Genomic DNA, 18,553 nt, shown 5'->3' with positions numbered 1-18,553 from the left:
TGCAAGTCTCTCCTCCATCGTTCATCCCGCTCCCGCAAATACCATGCACGCTCGAAAACGACCAATCCGTCGGGTGTTCCACCAACCCATGCTTCACCGGATTGGCATGCACATACTCACAATGGCTCACAAAATTCCGCTCATTCCGAAGGCAATGCTCCCAATAGCGCCGCTGCCACGAATTGCCCTCTCGTCGCCGCTCCCCCGACGCGGTTTTTCCCGATGGCAGCGCTAATTCTTGACCACACGCCTTTGTCACCATCAGCTTGATCAGTCACCATCGTTTGGCATAATCGCCATCCCCCTCCGGCAACGTCCAAATGCAGTGGAGATGATCTGGCAAAAGCACAAATGCATCAATGGTGAGGGGTACTTTCTCCGTACCGTGGTGATGGCATCACGTAGCGCCTGCCTGCCCAAATCAGTACACAGCCACGGGTACCGTTAATAGGTCACATCGGTGAAGAAGTAGCTGCCGCCGGGTTGGTAGAGGCGTCGATAATTTGGCATGAACCGGGAGGTGCTGATAGCGCTAGGGTGCCCAGGAATCAGCTTTGAAGCAGTCCATGCGATCGCTTTTAAGGTCTTGTAGGGTGTATAACGCTAAGGCGAGGCTTCGCCAACGCGAAGCAATGCACCGCTGGTAGGGCTATCAGAATACAAACCTTGGTGTGGTGCATTGCTCCGCTGCGCTGCGCGAAGGCACCCTACGGTTTCCAATCATTAAGATAGTTTCAAGACGGCCATAAAGGCTTCTTGGGGCACATCTACCGTGCCGATCGCCTTCAGGCGTTTCTTACCCTTGGCCTGCTTTTGCAGCAGCTTTTTCTTCCGGGAGATGTCGCCGCCGTAGCACTTGGCCAGCACGTCTTTGCGCAGAGCCGGAATGCTTTCGCTGGCCACCACCCGACTGCCGATCGCTGCCTGAATGGGGATTTTAAACTGGTGGCGGGGAATCAGTTCTTTGAGCTTTTCGACCAGGGCTTTGCCCACGTAGTAGGCCTTGTCGCGGTGCACAATCGAGGCCAATGAATCGACTGGGTCGCCGTTGATCAAAATATCGAGCCGCGACAGGTGGTTTTCGCGGTAGCCAATCAGGTGGTATTCCATGCTGGCATAGCCCTTGCTGCGCGACTTCATCTGGTCAAAAAAGTCGGTGACCACCTCGGCCAGGGGCAACTCATAGATCAACGTGGTGCGGCCTTGGGCCAGATACTTCATGTCTTTAAATTCGCCCCGGCGGGTCTGGCACAGCTCCATTAGGGCACCCACATACTCTTCGGGGGTGATCATGTCGAGCTGCACGTAGGGCTCTTCAATTTTTTCGCGGGCCTGGGGGTCGGGCAGGGTGCTGGGGTTGTCGATTTCGAGCACCTCGCCCTGAATGGTGGTGACCTTGTAGATTACCGAGGGGGCAGTGGTGATCAGATCGAGGTCGTACTCGCGCTCCAGGCGCTCCTGCACAATTTCCATGTGCAAGAGGCCCAAGAAGCCGCAGCGAAAGCCAAACCCCATGGCGCTAGAGGTTTCTGGCTCGTACTGGAGGGCGGCATCGCTGAGACGCAGTTTCTCCAGGGCTTCGCGCAGTTCTTCAAACTGGTCGGATACGGTGGGGAAGAGGCCGCAGAACACCATCGGCTTGGCTTCGGCGTAGCCGGGCAGCGCTTCTTTGGCCGGGTTTTGCACCAGGGTAATGGTGTCGCCCACGCGGGCATCTTCGACGGCTTTGATCGAGGCGGCAAAGTAGCCTACTTCTCCAGCGTGGAGTTCATCGACCTCGATCTGCGTGGGGGCCAGCACGCCTAACTCGTCGATTTCGTACTCTTTGCCCGAGGCCATCAGCCGCACTTTGTCTTTGCGGCGAATGGTGCCATCCATGACGCGGAAGTAGACGATTACGCCCCGGTAGCTGTCGTAGTAGCTGTCGAAGATCAGCGCCCGTAGCGGCTGATCGACGGTGTCGGCGGGGGGCGGCACCAGGTAGACAATTGATTCTAAAATTTCGTCAATGCCCACCCCTTGCTTGGCGGAGGCGAGAATGGCACCGCTGCAATCGAGACCGATGATGTCTTCGATTTCTTGTCGAATGCGCTCGGGCTCTGCCCCAGGCAGGTCAATTTTGTTGAGAACGGGGATGATTTCGAGGTTGTTCTCTAGGGCCAGGTAGACGTTGGCCAGGGTTTGGGCTTCGACTCCTTGGGAGGCATCGACCACCAGCAGCGCCCCTTCGCAGGCGATTAGCGATCGCGACACTTCGTAGGAAAAATCGACGTGCCCTGGGGTGTCGATCAAGTTGAGCACGTAGTCTTTGCCGTCCTGGGCCTTGTAGTTCATGCGGGCGGCCTGGAGCTTGATGGTGATGCCCCGCTCTCGCTCTAGATCCATACTGTCGAGGAACTGAGCTTTCATCTCGCGATCGCTCACTGTACCAGTGCGCTGGAGCAGCCGGTCAGCCAAGGTCGATTTGCCGTGGTCAATGTGGGCAATAATCGAAAAATTGCGAATCTGAGAGACGGGAACCTCTGTCATACAAGACTTATCCAACCATGGGAGTTTACAGACTTTAATATTGTAATCCCTCGTTTGAGCTAATGCTCTAGGGGCAGGCTGGAGGGGTAGGCAGGATGGGGTAAATTTATTATGTCAAGGTCCCAAGACCTATAGTCAAGCAGGCGGCACAGGCTAGGGGCAAACCCACCCGCCCCAGGGCTTAGACTGGAGACTATACATGACTTATTCGGCACTTAGGGCACCCACTATGCAAAACTCTGCACCTCCTTCCGGCGAGCGGTCGGCGGAAAAAGTTGACCTCTCTGTGCAAATCGACAAAGACCTGCTTGACCAGGTTTCTCACCTGTCCTCTGACCCCAGCAAGGTGATCGATGTGGCGCTGCGCCAGTGGTTGCGGGGCGATCGCCGCTACGAAGACGACCTGGTGCGCCACCTGCCCCGCAACCCCACGGTGCCCCCCAAGGGCGAGTGGAACGACTAACTCAAAGATTTACTAAGCTCGAAGATAGAGCGGCTAGGGTGTCAGGTGAGGTGTTGAGACCTCGTTCGGGCACCCTAGAGCTTGGTGCCTGCGTTCCTTAATTTGCCTTAACTAGAGCCATTGGTCGGTTGAGTTGGTTACTATGGGAGCGTTCCGGCTCCGTACTGCTATGCGATCGCGACGTTCCTTCCGTACTCTGGCCGCAGCCGGTGAGATGGCCCCAGGCGAACCTGTGTCGGCCTGGATGATGGTGCTTAGCCCCAGTGGCATAGTGGAGTCGATCCAAACCCTGGGCGCATCCGTATTACCGCCAGCGCTGACAGCTACCTGGGTCGGGCGATCGCTCGCCGAAGTTGTGGCCTTTACCACCCCCTATGCCCTGGGCCATGCCCTCAGCCGCTTGGCTACCCAAAGCGAACCTGTGCAATTGTCTGGTCGCTGCCCCTTGGGGTCCCACAGTCTTGATGTGCAGTGGGTGCTACAACCTCTGCTAGGGCTTGATGGCAAGCTGTTTCGCATTGCTGCTACGGGCTACCTGGCCGACCTCAACGGTCTGGCTGATAGTTTGTGGCTCCGGGCCGTGGCACCAGCTGCGGTAGCTCCAGAGTCAGCCTCGGAAATCTGTACCCAGCTTCAGACCTACTCGCCTCGGCTCAACCAAATCACCCGCAACGTACGCTGGACCCTGGACTTAGAAATCATTCGCCAGCAAACGGTGGAGGGACTGGGTGATTTGTTTGAGGTCGACCGCTGCTTGGTTTGTAGCTGTGCCGTCGCCCCCAATACGGCTCCCGAAGCCGTCACGGTCGCTGCTGAATATGTGAAATTTAACGATCTGCCGACCTGTCAGGGGCAGGTGTGGTTACTGGCCGAAACCCCCTGCCTGAGCGCCGCTGTCCAGGCTCCGGTGGGGGTGATACCACCTCGGCAACCAGCGGATCCGTCGATCGTGGCGGTGGCTACGCGTTACCAAAACACCATCAATGGGTTCATTGTGCTCCACGACCGGCCTACTCGGGTGTGGACAGAGGTAGAGCTAAATTTGTTGGTCGATCTGGCCGATCAGGTGGGAACTGCGATCGCCCATGCCACCCTATTCAGCGAAAGCCACGCCCTGGCCATTAAGCTCCAGCAGGCCAACGCCAGCCTGATGGAAAAACAGCGCGAGTTTCAAGAAGCCCGCCGCCAGGCCGAAGAAGCCCGCCAGCAGGCCGAAGAAGCCTCACGGCTAAAAAGCGAGTTCCTGGCCAACACCTCCCACGAGCTGCGCACTCCCCTCAACGGCATGATTGGCTTTCTCAAGCTGGTGCTTGACGGCATGGCCGACGACCCCGCCGAGCAGGAAGAGTTCATCGAAGAAGCTCACAAGTCAGCCATTCACCTGCTGCAACTAATTAACGATGTGCTCGACATCGCCAAGATTGAAGCCGGCAAAATGCAGATCGACATGGGGCCGATCAGCCTTAGGGAGCTGTTGGCGGATCTGGAAACCTTTATGCGCCCGCTCTCTAACCAAAAGAATCTATATCTAGAGCTTTTGCTGCCCGCCACCCGCGACGATATCACCGTCAACGGCAATTACCAACGCTTACTCCAGGTGCTGATTAATCTGGTGGGCAACGCCATTAAGTTCACCCATGAGGGCGGGGTTACCATCAGCGCCGAGGTGAAACCGCAAAAGGTCGAATATAAAGGTAAACCCTGGCCTGGCCTGGTCAAAATTAGTGTGGCCGACACCGGTATTGGTGTGTCGCTCGAAAAGCAAGACCGGCTGTTTCAAAGCTTTAGTCAGGTAGACGGCGATCGCACCCGCCAGTACGGCGGCACCGGCTTAGGCTTGGCCATTTCCCAGCGTTTGGTCGAGGCCATGGGCGGCGTGGTGCAGTTCATCAGCATGGGCGAAGGGCTGGGCTCGACAGTGACCTTTACCGCCCTGCTATATCAAAAACCGGTGGTGATCGACAAAGAACCCGTGTACCCGGCGAAGTAATAGTTTGACCTGGCTCTCAGTCTCCCTAAAGCAACTGGATTTCTCGTTATACCGAATCCGAATTGCATAACCCCGATTCCCAAACGGCCAAACCATAGGGTCGCATGGCATGCGCCCTGCTGAACCGGGGTCACCAAACAGGATTCAGTATTAGATCAAGTAGGCAGGCCGGGCAGCTTGTGCCTGGGTAAGAGTGTTGTGCACTGCGTCCCAGTCTTCGGCAGAAATCAGCATTTTCATCTGCTCTAGCTGCTGCTGATATTGGGTTAGGGCTTCTAGCAGGGCCGCTCGGTTGTGGCGGGCCATCAGGGTACCCAGCTCTGGCACGCCGCCGCCTACCCGGCTGGTGTCTTGAAAGCCTGAGCTGGCCAAGGTTTGAGCCAGGGCCAGAATAGCTGGGTCAGCTTCCTCCTGGCAGGCGAGAATCAGGCTGCTGCTGACCATCACCGGCAGGTGCGAAATCCAGGCGACGGCGCGATCGTGTTGGGGGGGGCTGCACTGGCAGAGGTTAGCGCCCAGGCTGGCGGCGATCGCCCTCACCCGCTCCAGTGCCGCTGGGTTCGTGGCCTCGGTAGGCGTCAGCACGTAGGGACGTCCCTGAAACAGCCCTGCCTCGGCTACCGCCAGCCCCGCCTCGGCCTTGCCCGCCATCGGGTGTCCGCCGACAAAATGGGGCCACAGCGCCTCGATCGCTGGTACCAACTCTCCCTTCACCGAAGCCACATCGGTAATTACGGCCTCTGGGCTCAGGTGGGGCACGATCGCCGCCGCCGTGGCCACCACCGCATCAATGGGGGTGCAAATAAACACCATATCGGCCCCTGCTACCAACCCTAGGTCAGTGGCCGCTTCGGTAACTGCCCCCATCGCCACAGCCGCCTGAGCCGTCTCCTCGCGGCGGGCAATGCCAACCACGCTGTGGCCCTGGCCCACTAAATCTAGCCCCAGCGATCCGCCGATCAGACCCAGGCCAATAATGACGACACGTTCCATAGCTGCTGCTCCTGGGGCTCGACTCTAACCTAGAGCGGCAAATCTTTATGGGTGAAGGGCTTGGCCTCGCTGCCGCTGTAGGTGGCGGAGACATGGCCATCGCCCACCAGATGGTACTTGTAAGTGACCAATCCCTCTAGCCCCACCGGCCCCCTGGGGGGCATTTTTTGGGTGCTAATGCCCACCTCGGCCCCAAAGCCATAGCGAAACCCGTCGGCAAAGCGGGTCGAGCAGTTGTGATAGACCCCGGCTGCATCAACTCGGTTCATAAAGTAGGCGGCGGTGACCGGGTTGCGGGTGACAATCGCCTCGGTATGGCGAGAGCCGTAGGTCGCGATGTGGGCGATCGCCTCGGTCGTTGACGCCACCACCTTCACCGACAAAATTAGATCGCTATACTCTGTGGCCCAGTCGTCTGCGGTGGTGGGCACCAGGTAGGGCACGATCTGGCAAGCCTGGGCGTCGCCGCGAATTTCGACCTGGGCTTCTCGCAGGGCTGTCGCTAGGGGCGGTAGCGCCACCGCCGCAATGTCTTGGTGAATTAGCAGGGTTTCAATGGCGTTACAGGCGGAGGGGTAGGCGGTCTTGGCATCCACCGCGATCGCCACCGCCTGATCTAGATCTGCCTCTCGATCCACGTACAGGTGGCAAATCCCATCGGCATGACCCAACACCGGAATCCGGGTGTTGTCTTGCACAAACCGCACAAAGGCATTAGACCCGCGCGGAATAATCAGATCAACATAGCCTTCTAGATCTAGCAGAGCGCGGGTTTCTTCGCGGGTGGTAAGCAACTGCACGGCTTCGGGGTCTACCCCCGCCTCCTGCAAGCCTTGTTTAATCGCCTTGACCAGAGCCGTGCAAGAGCACACGGCCTCTTTGCCCCCCTTCAAAATCACGCCGTTGCCCGACTTAATCGCCAGAGCTGAAATTTGCATCACCGCATCGGGGCGAGACTCAAAAATTACCCCTAGCACTCCCAAGGGCACGGCAACCCGCTTGAGCACTAGCCCCTCGTCTAGCTCTCGGTGAATTTGCACCGGGCCTACCGGATCCGGTAGGCGCGCCACGTCATGCACACCTGCGATCGCCCCCGCCAACTTCACCTCATCTAGCTTGAGCCTACCGTAGAGAGGTTTAGCCAGTTGGTCCGCTACAGCGGCTTCGCAGTCGGCCTGGTTAGCCGCCACAATCTCATTGGCGTTGGCCTCTAGGGCTGCCGCTACGGCCTCAATGGCTCGGTTTTTCTCGGCGGTAGAGAGGCTGGCCAGGGTTTGGGCGGCCTGACGCGTAGCCTGGGCAATACTGAGCAGCGGTTGAACTGCGCTTTGGGCGACGGGAGAAACGGTCATAGCACTATAAGACAACCCGACAATACTTCAGTCTACCGTCTCAGTGAAAGCAGGTTGGTGGGCTAACCCCGAATCCTGTGGGTATGCCCCGCCTCAGCCATTGCCGACCCATCCCCTTTGACCTCACTCTTCCATAGGTTCATCTAGGTGCTCCGAGGCTTCGCGGTAGAGGTTAAACACATGGTCGTCTTTGAGGCAGTAGAGCACGTTGCGCCCGCGCTTGCGGTAGCTAACCAGGCGCGTCGCCCGTAAAATCCGCAGCTGGTGCGACACTGCCGACTCACTCATGGCTACGGCGGCGGCTAGCTCCCCCACGCGCATTTCTCTTAGGGCCAGAGCCGAGAGAATGCGCCAGCGATTGGGATCGCCCAGCACCCCAAAAAACTCCGCCATGCGCTGGGCTTTGTCGATGCTTAAAATTTCTGCCACCGCTGGTGTCCCGGCCTCGTGGGCACAGGCACTATGAGCACCAGTATTCTGGGCACCGGCAGTAGACTCAGCGGCGGGAACCGGGTCAGCCATAATCGTTCTCCAGCAGCCATTGCTAAAAGTATTCCATCTCAACCAGCACCTTTGCCCAAAACAAGAACCAGTCGTGCCAGCCCCGCTAGAGCTGAGACAGGCGCTAAGGCAGAACCAGCTTATCTCCTCTAGGCGATCGCCCCGTCCCACTGCAAATTGCACGGCCAAATAATGCCTGAATACCTGTTCATGTGTTATTGTCTATCTATGAACGATTGTTCAAGTGTTTGAGCAATAGTCTAGTTCACTTATCTAAGAGGAAACCTGCCATGACTACCGTTACTCAGATGAAATGCGCCTGCGACTCCTGCCTGTGCGTTGTCGATACTAGCCAAGCCCTAGAGAAAGACGGCCACTATTTTTGCAGCGATGCCTGTGCCAACGGACACCCCGAGGGGTCTACGGGCTGTGGTCACACGGGCTGCGGTTGCCACAACTAACGCGGCAGGCGGCAGGGTGCTGACCTCTCTGCCTGAGAGGCCAGCACCCTGCAGTCTGATTTCCCCCTTGAGCGGCTTAGCTCCCTTAAAATCGTCTTAACGAAGTAGTGCAGGGGAGATCGTTCTAAACCATGGCGCAAACTGACCCAAATCGGGTGCTGCGGCGGCTTCCCCTAGTGGTCGGGGGGCTAGGCGGCGTTTTGTTGCTGCTCAACCGCGTACTCACGCCAATGCTCACCGAGTCCCAGGCTCGCTCCGACGTGATGGGCGTTATTTTGAGCGCCGTGCTAATTTTGACCGGCTTGATCTGGCAGCGGGTTCAGCCCATCGCTCCGGAGGCGGTTACCCTGGTAGGCGAAGCCGGTCTAGAATTCGACGCAGCCTTGTCAGAAGCCACTAAGACTGAGCTGGCTTGGGCCTCGCATCTGCTGTTGACCAACACCGTCACCCGTTCGGTCGTGGTCTATCACCAGGGCAAAGTGCTGCTGCGGCGCGGTATCTTACCCCCCCAGGCCGAGGTTACTCCTGGCCCCATTCTGAAGCGGGTACTTGAGACTGGCAAAGCCATCTATCTGGTTAATCTCAGCATTTACCCTGGGCGAGTCGAGTTTGACTATTTACCCGAAAACACCCAGGGTGTGATCTGCCAGCCCATGGGTAAAGATGGCGCGTTGATTTTGGCGGCCAACGCCCCCCGCAGCTACACCCGCCAAGACGAAGCCTGGGTAGAGGGCCTGGCCGATAAATTGGGCCATAGCCTAGATGCCCTGAGTCTAGATGCACTGAACTCGGAGCCTGGTCATCCAACCTCTGAGGTTGCCACGTTTGAGGGCTAACCCAACATAGGCTTCAATACAGCTCATACTTCAGCCACTGGCAGGGCAGAGTGCCGTTATACACGGCCACCCGCTGGGCCGACTTCAGCCCAATATGTCGAGCCAGGGCTTTGTTGCCGCTGAGCACAAAGGCTGTCCACCCCTTAAAGCGCTGCTTGAGCACGTCGCCTAGCAACTTGTAGAAGGCCCCGAGGTCATCGTCGGCCCCCAGCCGTTCGCCGTAGGGCGGGTTGCACAGCAGATAGCCGCTGTCGGCGGGGGCCTCTAGGTCGGCTAGGTCGGCAGCCCAGAATTTAATCTGCTCAGCCAGATCGCAGCGTTGGGCGTTGCGCTGAGCCTGCTGAATGATGTCGGGATCGCGATCGCACCCCCCCACCCAGGTATCTAAGTCTGGTCCTCGACTGGCCTCGGCTTCCTGCCACAGGCGATCCCACAGGTCGCCATCGAAATCGGGCCAGGTCTGGAAGCCAAACTCCTCGCGAAAGAGGCCTGGAGCAATATTTAACGCCGCCAGGCTGGCCTCTAGCGGCAGCGTGCCAGAGCCACACAGCGGGTCAAACAGCGGGACGTTGCCAGGCCAGTCGGTGAGCTTGACTAGGGCGGCGGCTAACGATTCTTTGAGCGGCGCGGCCCCAACCGCTGGGCGGTAACCCCGCCGGTGCAGGCTGCTGCCCGAGCTGTCGAGGCTGACGGTGCAAGTATCGTTTTGAATGTGTACATTCAGCCGCACCTCGGGGTGTTGGGTGTCGATAGTCGAGCGATCGCCCCAGTGCTGGCGCTGCTGGTCAACCACGGCATTTTTGACTTGAAGAGCTGTGAAGTGGGTGTGGTTCAGGCGGCTATTTTTGCCGGTGGCATCGACCGCAAAGGTGAGCTCAGGAGACAGGTAGGGCCGCCAGTCAATACTCTGAATGCCTTGGTAGAGATCGTCGGCATCGTGGCAGGGGCAATCGGCTAGCTTAACTAGCACCCGAAAAACCAGCCGTGACCACAGGTTAACCCGGTACAGCAGCTCGCGATCGCCCTCAAAGGCAACTCCACAAAAACCCGGTGCCACTGCCTGGGCACCGAGAGATTCTAGTTCTTGAGCGGCCAGGGCTTCTAGCCCACGGGCAACGGTGGCAAAATATGCGGCCATAGGCCTCCTCTAAGACGTCTGTATGCCCCCAGGGTAGTGGCATGAAGCCCTAATTTCCTGGGTGATCTACTGTTTTGTTAAGACCGGATATTTTGACACATCTACCCCCTAGAAGCTGGGCTATTCTATTGATATCCTATTGGATAGTGCTCCCTAGGCTTAGGGTACGGTACACTAGCCAGCGCTCCATTCAGAGGCTTCGCCCCTAAGTGCCTGGCCCCATTGTTGAATTATGAGAGGGACGACTTATTTCTAAGACGCAACTGGTAAACCGGCAAATTCGCTCACCCCAGGTGTTCCTGATCGATCATGAGAACCAAAACCGAGGTCTCATGGAAACCCGCGATGCGCTTAAGCTGGCGGAAGATCAAGGCCTTGATCTGGTGGTGGTCTCTAACGGCAAAGATGCCCCTGTGGCCAAAATTCTGGATTACGGTAAGCTCCAGTACCAGCAGAGTAAGCGGCAGAAGCAAAGCTCTAAGCCGTCTTTGAAAGAGGTCAAGCTGCGCCCCAACGTGGGTGAGTCTGACTACCAGCTCCGCATTCGACGCTCTGTGGAGTGGCTCTCGAAGGGAGACTCGGTTAAGTTTTTGGTGCGCCTGCGAGGGCGTGAGCACCAGCACCGTGATCGCGCTGCGGAGCTGCTAGAACGCATTGTGCAGGATATCGGCGATGCCGGTAAGGTACAGGCTCTCGACAAAAAGGCCCTAGTGCTAATGATTACTCCCGCCTAGGGAGGGGTTAGCCGGTGGTTGTCTACCTCGTTTTTGGGGTCGTCAACCATCGGTTTTTGGCCCTGTGCTCAGGTGGCCCAGCCTAAGGTCTGGGCCACCTGTTGCCATACCGTGATGGGGTCAAAGGGCTTGGCAATGACCCCGGCCACCCCAAGGGCGTTAAAGCGATCGCGGTCGGCAGATAGCACCTTAGCCGTCAGCAAGACCACCGGAATCTTCTGGGTTTTAGGATTGGCCTGGAGCTGTTCATATACCGCAACCCCATCGATGTCGGGCATCGAGATATCGAGCAAAATACAATCCCAGGGGTTGGCCTGAGCTTTTTTCAGCCCTTCTGCGCCTGAGCCAGCATTGTCAGTACGCCATCCCCCAAATTCTTCGAGGCACAAACAGACGACTTCGCGAATGTCGAGTTCGTCATCAATCACCAAAATGTTTCTTGTCATAGTGCGTTAAGGGGCAGCGTGAAATAAAAGGTACTGCCTAGGCCGACCTGGCTCTCTACCCAAATTTTCCCACCGTGTTGTTCAACAATGCGTTTACAGATGGCTAAACCTAGCCCAGTACCTCCTTTTTGCCGTGAATCTGACACATCTACCTGTTGAAACCGTTCAAAAATTAGCTCTAGGCGGTCTGGCGGAATGCCTCGACCCTGATCTTTAACGGCTATCCGCAGCAGCGGCTGGCTCGGCGGCACCTTAGACCCAGTGTCAGCTTGAAGTTCAGGAATGACTTCTGTCATCAGCCAGATTTGGCAGCCTGGTTCAGAAAATTTAATTGCGTTTCCTAGCAAATTGGTCAGGGTTTGCACAATGGTGTCGGGAGCCGCCATTACCGTGGCCTTGGCGCAGGTCGCATGAATGGTGACATGGGCCGCCTCAGCGATCGCCTCTACACTACTCACGGCTTGGCCAATCAGGTCCTCGATGGGGCAGGGCTCCATGACCAGATCAACCCGGCCTGAGGTCAGGCGTTCTAAGTCGAGAATATCGTTGACTAGGCGAATGAGCCGCTCGGTATTATTGAGGGCCATCTGCAGCATTTGCCGAGCTTTCTCTGGCCGATCGTGCAGTACCCCTGAGGCCAAAATGCCCAGCCCGCCGCGAATGGCGGTTAGTGGTGTGCGCAGTTCGTGGCTGACGATGGAGATAAACTCGTCCTTCATGCGATCGATTTTGTGGCGATCGCTAATGTCGCGTACCACCACCAGCACCTCGTTGGGCGTCACCGGAATGATCCGGGCTTCTTCGCAAAACAGCTGCCCCTGGTGAAAAAATTCATACTCTTGGCGCTGAATGCTGCCCGTGGCCAGGGCTTGTTCCACACAGTGCCGGCGCTCCTGGGCCATGGGCGGTGGCAGGTTCTCGTACATCGTCGCCTCGTAGACACGGGCTTTGTTGCCAATCCAGTGAATGGCATCTATGTTGTAAATTTCTAGGGGGCGGCCATCGGCACCCAGCCGCATCAACAGGTCAGGAATCGCGTTGATCAACGCCTGCTTAGTCGCCTCACTGGCTGCCAGCGACGCTGTTTGTTGAGCCACTTGTTGTTCAAGCTCTTGTTGATAGTTGGTTCGCAGGCGCTCTGCCTGACGCCGCTCTGAAATATCTTGGAAGGAGTTGATCGAGTACAGCACCTGCCCCTGGTTGTTAAACACTGGAATAGTGTGTACCTCAAGGGGAATGCGGCGATCGCCGGTATCGATCTCTATGTCGTCGGTATAGGCCGTTTCGCCCCGTAGGCCCCGCACCACAGGCAGTTCATCGGTGGGGTAAAGTTGATCGCTACCGGCTCGGTAGAGAGAGTAGATTTCGGCCAACTGCTCGGCATCGGCTATGGCAATGCCATTGACCAGGAGTTCTTTGCCCTTGGCATTGAGAAAGAGCATTTGGCCTTTTTGATCGTGAACACTCAGGGCCACCGGCACCCCATTGAGAAAGGTGGCCAGCGTGTTTTCGCGGTCCTTGAGGTTTTGAAACGACGCCATCAACTGCCCCACCATGTGGTCAAATCCCTGGCGCAGCGCCTCAACTTCTTGAATGCGGGTGGGTTCGGTGGGGGGTACATCGGTCATGCCATCGGTAAAAGCCTGGGTCGCTCGCTGCAGCGACAAAATGGGCTGCGTAATATACTGCGCTGTCCACAGACCCAGTCCAATGGATCCCATCAGAGCCAGGGCACACAATAACCCCGTGCGGGCCACATTGGCATAGATATTGGCCATAAACTCCGAAGTCGGAATGACCGTAACCAAGATCCAGCGCAGTTCAGCATGAATTGGCGTAGCTTTGACAAAATAGCGCTGGTTGTTCAGACTCAGCTCAGAGAATATCGGGGCTTGAATATGCCTGAAATCGGGGCGATCGCCTAAAAGCTCCTGGGCGACAGCACGAGTCAAGTCATCGTTGCTTTGGCCCACCGTCAAGCGCCGCGACTGCACCGCGACATTTTGAGCGTGGTCGCTAGCGGCCTCAACCTGGAAAGGCACTTCCCCGGTAGAAGTAGCAACTAGGTCTCCATTGGACTCCACTAAAAAAATCTGCCCATCACGACCGGGGGACAGATCCTGCAAAAAAATTCCCAGTTCGGTCAGCAAAATGCCGGTGCTGACCACACCGCCAAATTCGCCGGTCGGCGTGTTAAACGACAAAAACCTCACCATCGCTAGCTGGGGCTGATCTTCGCCACGCTCCAGGGTGACCACCAGCCGCCACAGTCCCTCACGTCGCGCCTGAGCAGCGGTATACCAGGGGGCATCTGGCGGGTCGCGATGGGGATCGTAATTGGTGCGGGCTGGCCCTGACGGCATGTCATTCTGGCCATTGCTATCGACGACGGAGTGGTAGAGCCGGCCATCGGTGGTGTTGACATTGAGCCGTCGCATCGAAAAAGAACCTGACTGCGATCGCGCCACATTTAGAAAAGCCCCGGACTGATTGGCGATCGCCAGCCCAGTTAGCTCTGGAAACAGCTTTAGCTGCTGTACAAAATGGCTTTCTAAGCTGCCCAGGTCACCGCCGTCAAACTCTCCAGATTGCAAGAGATAGCTATTGGTTTGGGTGACAAACCGAGGAATTTGCAGATAGGCGCTTAAGCTATCTCGCGTGCGTTGACTGCTCTGAGACATCAGTTGACTGGCGATATCGCGCACAGCCTGCTTTCCGCTTCGGTACGACAAATAGCCAACCAATCCGGTAATGCCAATAATTTGCAGCAAGAAAGGAACAATCAGCAGATTTCGCAGGGAAAACTTCATAGCGGGTCATGGTTGGCAGCGCGCACTGGCCCTAAGCAATCGATCGGTCTAGCTCAGTACCTATCAGCACATAGAATATAAACAGAAGGTGTTGCCGCCTCGGGTCTTAGCATCTTTGAGGGCCTGATCGGCGGTTTTGATCAGATGGCTACTCGACAGGGTAGCAGTAGGCGTTGTCCCCCCAATTCCCAGGCTTAAGGTAATGTAGTCCCCAGCCTCGGAGGTGGGGTGCGGAATTTTAAGATCGGTGACGGCTTGCTGCATGCGTGACACCACTCGCAGGGCTCCATCTAGGTTAGTGTTGGGCAGCACAATGCCAAACTCATCGTCGCCATAGCGGGCCACTAGGTCAATATTAGGGTTGATGGTGCGGTGCAGGGTGCGGGCAATGCGGCGTAGGGCGGCATCGCCTGCCTGCTGGCCGTAGACCTTGTAGTAGGCCCGCAACTCGTCGGGGTTGCACAAGATCAGCGACAGCGGGGCCTGATCTTGGCAGTGGCGTTCCCACTGCTGCTGCAAAAACGCATCGAAATGAAGGCTATTGGCCACCTGGGTGAGGGGGTCAGAGGTATCTTGCTGAGCCCAGTACAGCGCTTGGTGGTGGCGCATTTGCTCAATCTGCTGGCGCAAGCGCGATCGCTCAATGCGGCTCAGCACCCGTGTCACTAGCTCTGGGCCTACGATAGGCTTGCCGATGAGGTCATCGCCCCCTACTTCAAAGACTTGTCGCACGGTCACGGTGTCAGGGTGGGCAGCCACCATCAAAATGGGCAAGTTGCCAAACTGTGAGTCTTGGCGCACCACCTGGCACAGGTCCATGCCGCTAAAGGTGGGCATCTCTAGGGCTAGCAGCAGCAGGTCAGGCTGCACCTGCCGCAGTACCTCCCAAAACTGGCCAGGGTCACCCAGCTCGGTCACTTGCAAACCCCAAGGCGTCAGCAGCTCTGTAATCGCCCCTCGGGTAATGGGGTCATTGTCGACCACCATCACGCGCGACTCTGGAGCCTGAGACTGGGGTAAGAGGTGGTCAAGGGTTTCGAAAATCTGGCTAGGGGTTACCGGAGTCACCAAATAGCGATCGCCCTGAAGCCGTGCTACCTGTACCCGTTCTTCTAGGCTGTCTTGGCCTGTGAGCACCAGCACCGGCAGCTGCGGGTAGCGATGCTTGACCTCTCGCAGGGGGGCCAGCTTCTCGGCCAGGGAGACCGTTTGATCGAGGGTGAGCACCACCGCCTCAATCCCACCCTGGGCCAATATTTGCAGAACTTCGCTCAAGCAGGCCGTGCACTCTAGATACCAGCCTCGGTCGCCTCCCTCCTCCTGCAATTGGTTAATTAACTCAGGCGCTAGGGCCAGGGCCAGGGCGCGGTGGCAGGGGCTAGCGGTGGTGGTCAGCCCATTGCCCTCAGTCTCGACTGGCTTAGGCGGTAGCGCGAGGGCCTGCTTGAGGGCCAGCAGACGGCGCGAGAGCTGATCGGTCGCTGTCCTCGACAGCGGTCTAGGTTCTCCCAGGAGCTGCTCAATCTGGCGGGCGTGGGTCGATCCCTCTTCGTACCCAAAGGTGCCCAGCCCTCCTGCCAGACGGTGAGCCTCATCTTGGGCGATCGCCTGTTGCTGAGGCGGCAGATTGCCCGCCTGAAGCGATCGCACCGCCGCTTCGATCACCGTTAGCCGCTGCTGAATCGACGCTTGAAACCGAGCGGCGATCGCCTCTAGAGACTGGAGTGTTGTCGCTGCCGCCGTGACGGGGAAATACAGGTCAAGGGTGGTATCGGCTCCTAGAGCCGTACTACCAGCAGCGCCATTGCTCAAGTCTGTGGCTCCAGCTTCCAAGGTTTCTACCCCAGGATGTTCGTTTGGCTGGTTTAGACTAGGCGGCAGATCTCGCAGACGATAGCCCAAGCCGTACACAGTCTGAATCACATTGTCGACTACCCCGCTGCGCTTGAGGCGGTTGCGCAGGTCTTTAACCAGATTAGTCACAGCCCCCTCAGTGGGCGAGTCATCGATAGTCCAGAGATGGTCAAGAATGGTGCTGCGGCTAAACACCCGTTTGGGATGGCGCAAGAAGAGCTCTAGTAAGCTGTATTCCTTTGGGGTTAAGGGCACCACCTGGGTGCCATAGGTGACCTGGGCCATGGTTGGGTCAAGGCAGAGCTGCCCCCAGACCAGCGAGGGAATGGTCGATGCCTGGGCTCCTCGCCGGAGCAGAGCCCGAATGCGGGCGAGCACCTGAGACACTTCAAAGGGCTTAGTCACATAGTCGTCGGCTCCAGCATCAAGACCCGTAATCACATCTTCGTCTTCGGCCTGGGCCGTGAGCATCAAAATTGGGGTCGATACGCCCTGGCTACGCAGCTGGCGGCACAGGGTCACGCCATCTAAGCGAGGAATATTAACATCCAACAAAATCAGGTCATAGTTCCACAGGTCAGCCAATTCCTGGGCCGTAATGCCGTCAGCCGCCTGCTCCACGGTGTAGCGTGCTGCGGTCAAATGAAAGACCAGAAGATCCCGAGTTGATGAATCATCCTCAACCAATAAAATCTTCATTGATATGGAACGTCCCTAACGTTGAGATATTGTTTGCGCTTATTTTGTCCCTTAAAACTTCTAAAACTGGCTTTGAAAGCCGCACAAAAAATAGTTAATTCAAATGGTTAAGTCACAAGAGTCTAGCGTAAACGGTTTGCATGGGCTTCCTAATCTATTATGTTTCCTAGCATATCTCTCCAATAAATGCAGCTTTGCCCCGCGCCCAGTCCTAGAAGTCAGCAAACGCCTTGAAGGCGCTGGAGGCTACCTGGCGGCTGCAGAGTGGAGCGTCTTGCTGCCGTCAGGTCTTGGCGGCAAGGTGCCCCGCCAGGCTGAGGCGATCGCCCCACTACTCCATCGGAAGCCTCAGTCGGGCGGCCTTCAGGCGGGCATTGAACTCGGCGATCGCCCATCTAGAGTAGTCAGGACCACCATTGACGTCGGAAACCGCTCACCCAGCTTGTAGAATAAATGAGATATGGAATAAGTAGTTTAGAGCCACTACAGTGCTATGGGTCGTGTTGGGGTCTTATTGCTAAATCTAGGGGGGCCAGAGCAACTCGATGATGTTCGCCCCTTCCTGTTTAATCTGTTTGCCGATCCAGAAATCATTCGCCTGCCCTTTCCCTGGCTCCAGCGACCCTTGGCCTGGTTGATTTCTAGCTCACGCGCCAAGCAATCCCAAGAAAACTATCAGCAAATTGGGGGTGGCTCCCCCCTGCGCCGCATCACTGAGGAGCAGGCCGAAGCCCTCAAGCAGGTGTTGGCCGACAAGGGCACCGAGGCTCATATCTACATCGGCATGCGCTACTGGTATCCCTTTACCGAAGAGGCTGTAGCCCAGATCAAGCGTGACGGTATCGAAAAGCTTGTGGTGCTACCCCTTTACCCTCAGTTTTCCATCAGCACCAGTGGCTCTAGCTTTCGTTTACTAGAGCGGCTCTGGCTCGAAGACCCCGCACTACAGCGTATTGTCTACACAGCTATCCCTTCCTGGTACGAGCGCCCCGGCTATACCGAGGCTATGGCTGACCTCATCGCCCAAGAACTCAACAAACTCGATAACCCCGACCAGGCCCATATTTTCTTTAGTGCCCATGGGGTGCCGGTCAGCTATGTCGAAGAGGCCGGTGATCCCTACCAGCGGGAGATCGAGCACTGTACCGAGCTGATTATGCAGGCGCTCAACCGCCCCAATCCCTATACCCTGGCCTATCAGAGCCGAGTTGGCCCGGTCGAGTGGCTGCAACCCTACACCGAAGATGCGATCGAGCAGCTAGCCCAGCAGGGGGTCAAAGACTTGGTGGTTGTACCTATCAGCTTTGTCTCTGAGCACATCGAAACCCTGCAAGAAATCGATATGGAATACCGGGAGATTGCCCACGAAGCCGGTATTCCGGGGTTTCATCGAGTGCCCGCCCTCAACACCCACCCCCGCTTTATTGCCGATATGGCTGACATGGTAGATGAGGCGCTAACTGCTCCCCGTCAGCTTTTCTCCGACGTGGTGCAGCCCGACAAAAAAGTCAAAATCTACCCCCAAGAGCGCTCGGCCTGGGGCCTTACCCCTGTCGCCGAAGTATGGAATGGGCGACTGGCTATGGTGGGCTTTTTGGCCCTGCTCTTGGAGCTGGTCAGCGGTCGTGGCCCCCTGCACTTTGTTGGCATTCTCTAGGGCGACGGCTGCTGAATGATTGAGGCGACTTTTGGAAAACTTTCTCCCTGATGGTGGGCACTGCCCACCCTACGGTGGCTACAGTCGCCG

The 18,553-nt window shown here is 57.2% G+C and carries 15 protein-coding genes; 7 read left to right on the top strand and 8 right to left on the bottom strand.

The genetic code is table 11. From position 1 onward, the window contains the following. Positions 1 to 723: 723 nt before the first annotated feature. Entirely contained in the window at positions 724 to 2,529 is a 1,806-nt protein-coding gene (gene lepA, locus RRF56_RS12640; RefSeq protein WP_317038000.1) for a translation elongation factor 4, read from the bottom strand. 229 nt (positions 2,530 to 2,758) lie between these two features. Here lepA and RRF56_RS12635 point away from each other — a divergent pair, with 229 nt between their 5' ends. Next, positions 2,759 to 2,992: a hypothetical protein gene (locus tag RRF56_RS12635; RefSeq protein ID WP_317037999.1), complete on the top strand. Its 234-nt coding sequence runs from the start codon at positions 2,759 to 2,761 to the stop codon at positions 2,990 to 2,992. A 169-nt stretch (positions 2,993 to 3,161) separates the two neighbouring features. Then, on the top strand, positions 3,162 to 4,982 hold the full coding sequence (locus tag RRF56_RS12630) for an ATP-binding protein (protein ID WP_317037998.1): 1,821 nt from the start codon (positions 3,162 to 3,164) through the stop codon (positions 4,980 to 4,982). A 150-nt stretch (positions 4,983 to 5,132) separates the two neighbouring features. Here the strand turns inward: RRF56_RS12630 and RRF56_RS12625 are convergent, their stop codons facing one another. From RRF56_RS12625 to RRF56_RS12615, 3 genes are all read right to left on the bottom strand, one after another. After that, the gene (locus tag RRF56_RS12625; protein WP_317037997.1) at positions 5,133 to 5,975 is read right to left on the bottom strand and encodes a prephenate/arogenate dehydrogenase; all 843 of its coding nucleotides are present in this window, start codon (positions 5,973 to 5,975) and stop codon (positions 5,133 to 5,135) included. 29 nt (positions 5,976 to 6,004) lie between these two features. After that, positions 6,005 to 7,327 (bottom strand): glutamate-5-semialdehyde dehydrogenase, encoded by a 1,323-nt coding sequence (locus RRF56_RS12620; RefSeq protein WP_317037996.1) that lies wholly within the window; start codon positions 7,325 to 7,327, stop codon positions 6,005 to 6,007. A 123-nt stretch (positions 7,328 to 7,450) separates the two neighbouring features. Next, complete coding sequence (locus RRF56_RS12615; protein ID WP_410510601.1) at positions 7,451 to 7,720, bottom strand: ArsR/SmtB family transcription factor; 270 nt, start codon at positions 7,718 to 7,720, stop codon at positions 7,451 to 7,453. A gap of 398 nt (positions 7,721 to 8,118) precedes the next feature. Between RRF56_RS12615 and RRF56_RS12610 the strand changes: the two genes are divergently transcribed. Both RRF56_RS12610 and RRF56_RS12605 read left to right on the top strand, forming a co-directional pair. Then, positions 8,119 to 8,289 carry a metallothionein gene (locus RRF56_RS12610; protein ID WP_317037994.1) on the top strand — a complete coding sequence of 57 codons (171 nt, stop codon included), beginning with the start codon at positions 8,119 to 8,121 and terminating at the stop codon, positions 8,287 to 8,289. 131 nt (positions 8,290 to 8,420) lie between these two features. Beyond that, positions 8,421 to 9,125 (top strand): cofactor assembly of complex C subunit B, encoded by a 705-nt coding sequence (locus RRF56_RS12605; protein ID WP_317037993.1) that lies wholly within the window; start codon positions 8,421 to 8,423, stop codon positions 9,123 to 9,125. A 13-nt stretch (positions 9,126 to 9,138) separates the two neighbouring features. On the opposite strand, the gene RRF56_RS12600 is transcribed toward RRF56_RS12605, so the two are convergent. Then, positions 9,139 to 10,263, bottom strand: coding sequence for a class I SAM-dependent RNA methyltransferase (locus tag RRF56_RS12600; protein ID WP_317037992.1), 1,125 nt, complete (start codon positions 10,261 to 10,263; stop codon positions 9,139 to 9,141). Between the two features lie 248 nt (positions 10,264 to 10,511). Between RRF56_RS12600 and infC the strand changes: the two genes are divergently transcribed. Continuing rightward, positions 10,512 to 10,997, top strand: a complete 486-nt coding sequence (infC, locus tag RRF56_RS12595; RefSeq protein WP_317038355.1) for a translation initiation factor IF-3 — start codon at positions 10,512 to 10,514, stop codon at positions 10,995 to 10,997. A 68-nt stretch (positions 10,998 to 11,065) separates the two neighbouring features. Here the strand turns inward: infC and RRF56_RS12590 are convergent, their stop codons facing one another. From RRF56_RS12590 to RRF56_RS12580, 3 genes are all read right to left on the bottom strand, one after another. Next, positions 11,066 to 11,443, bottom strand: a complete 378-nt coding sequence (locus tag RRF56_RS12590) for a response regulator (protein WP_317037991.1) — start codon at positions 11,441 to 11,443, stop codon at positions 11,066 to 11,068. After that, complete coding sequence (locus RRF56_RS12585) at positions 11,440 to 14,253, bottom strand: ATP-binding protein (protein ID WP_317037990.1); 2,814 nt, start codon at positions 14,251 to 14,253, stop codon at positions 11,440 to 11,442. Before RRF56_RS12585 ends, RRF56_RS12590 begins: the two co-directional genes overlap by 4 nt. 63 nt (positions 14,254 to 14,316) lie before the next feature. Beyond that, a complete protein-coding gene (locus RRF56_RS12580) occupies positions 14,317 to 16,806 on the bottom strand; it encodes a response regulator (RefSeq protein WP_317037989.1) in 2,490 nt (829 codons plus the stop codon). Between the two features lie 274 nt (positions 16,807 to 17,080). Between RRF56_RS12580 and RRF56_RS12575 the strand changes: the two genes are divergently transcribed. Further along, positions 17,081 to 17,254, top strand: coding sequence for a hypothetical protein (locus RRF56_RS12575; RefSeq protein ID WP_317037988.1), 174 nt, complete (start codon positions 17,081 to 17,083; stop codon positions 17,252 to 17,254). 45 nt (positions 17,255 to 17,299) lie between these two features. Continuing rightward, complete coding sequence (gene hemH, locus RRF56_RS12570) at positions 17,300 to 18,463, top strand: ferrochelatase (protein WP_317037987.1); 1,164 nt, start codon at positions 17,300 to 17,302, stop codon at positions 18,461 to 18,463. Positions 18,464 to 18,553 lie beyond the last annotated feature (90 nt).

Source organism: Nodosilinea sp. E11, assembly GCF_032813545.1.
Lineage (GTDB): Bacteria > Cyanobacteriota > Cyanobacteriia > Phormidesmidales > Phormidesmidaceae > Nodosilinea.
This window is presented reverse-complemented; position numbering and strand designations above follow the sequence as displayed.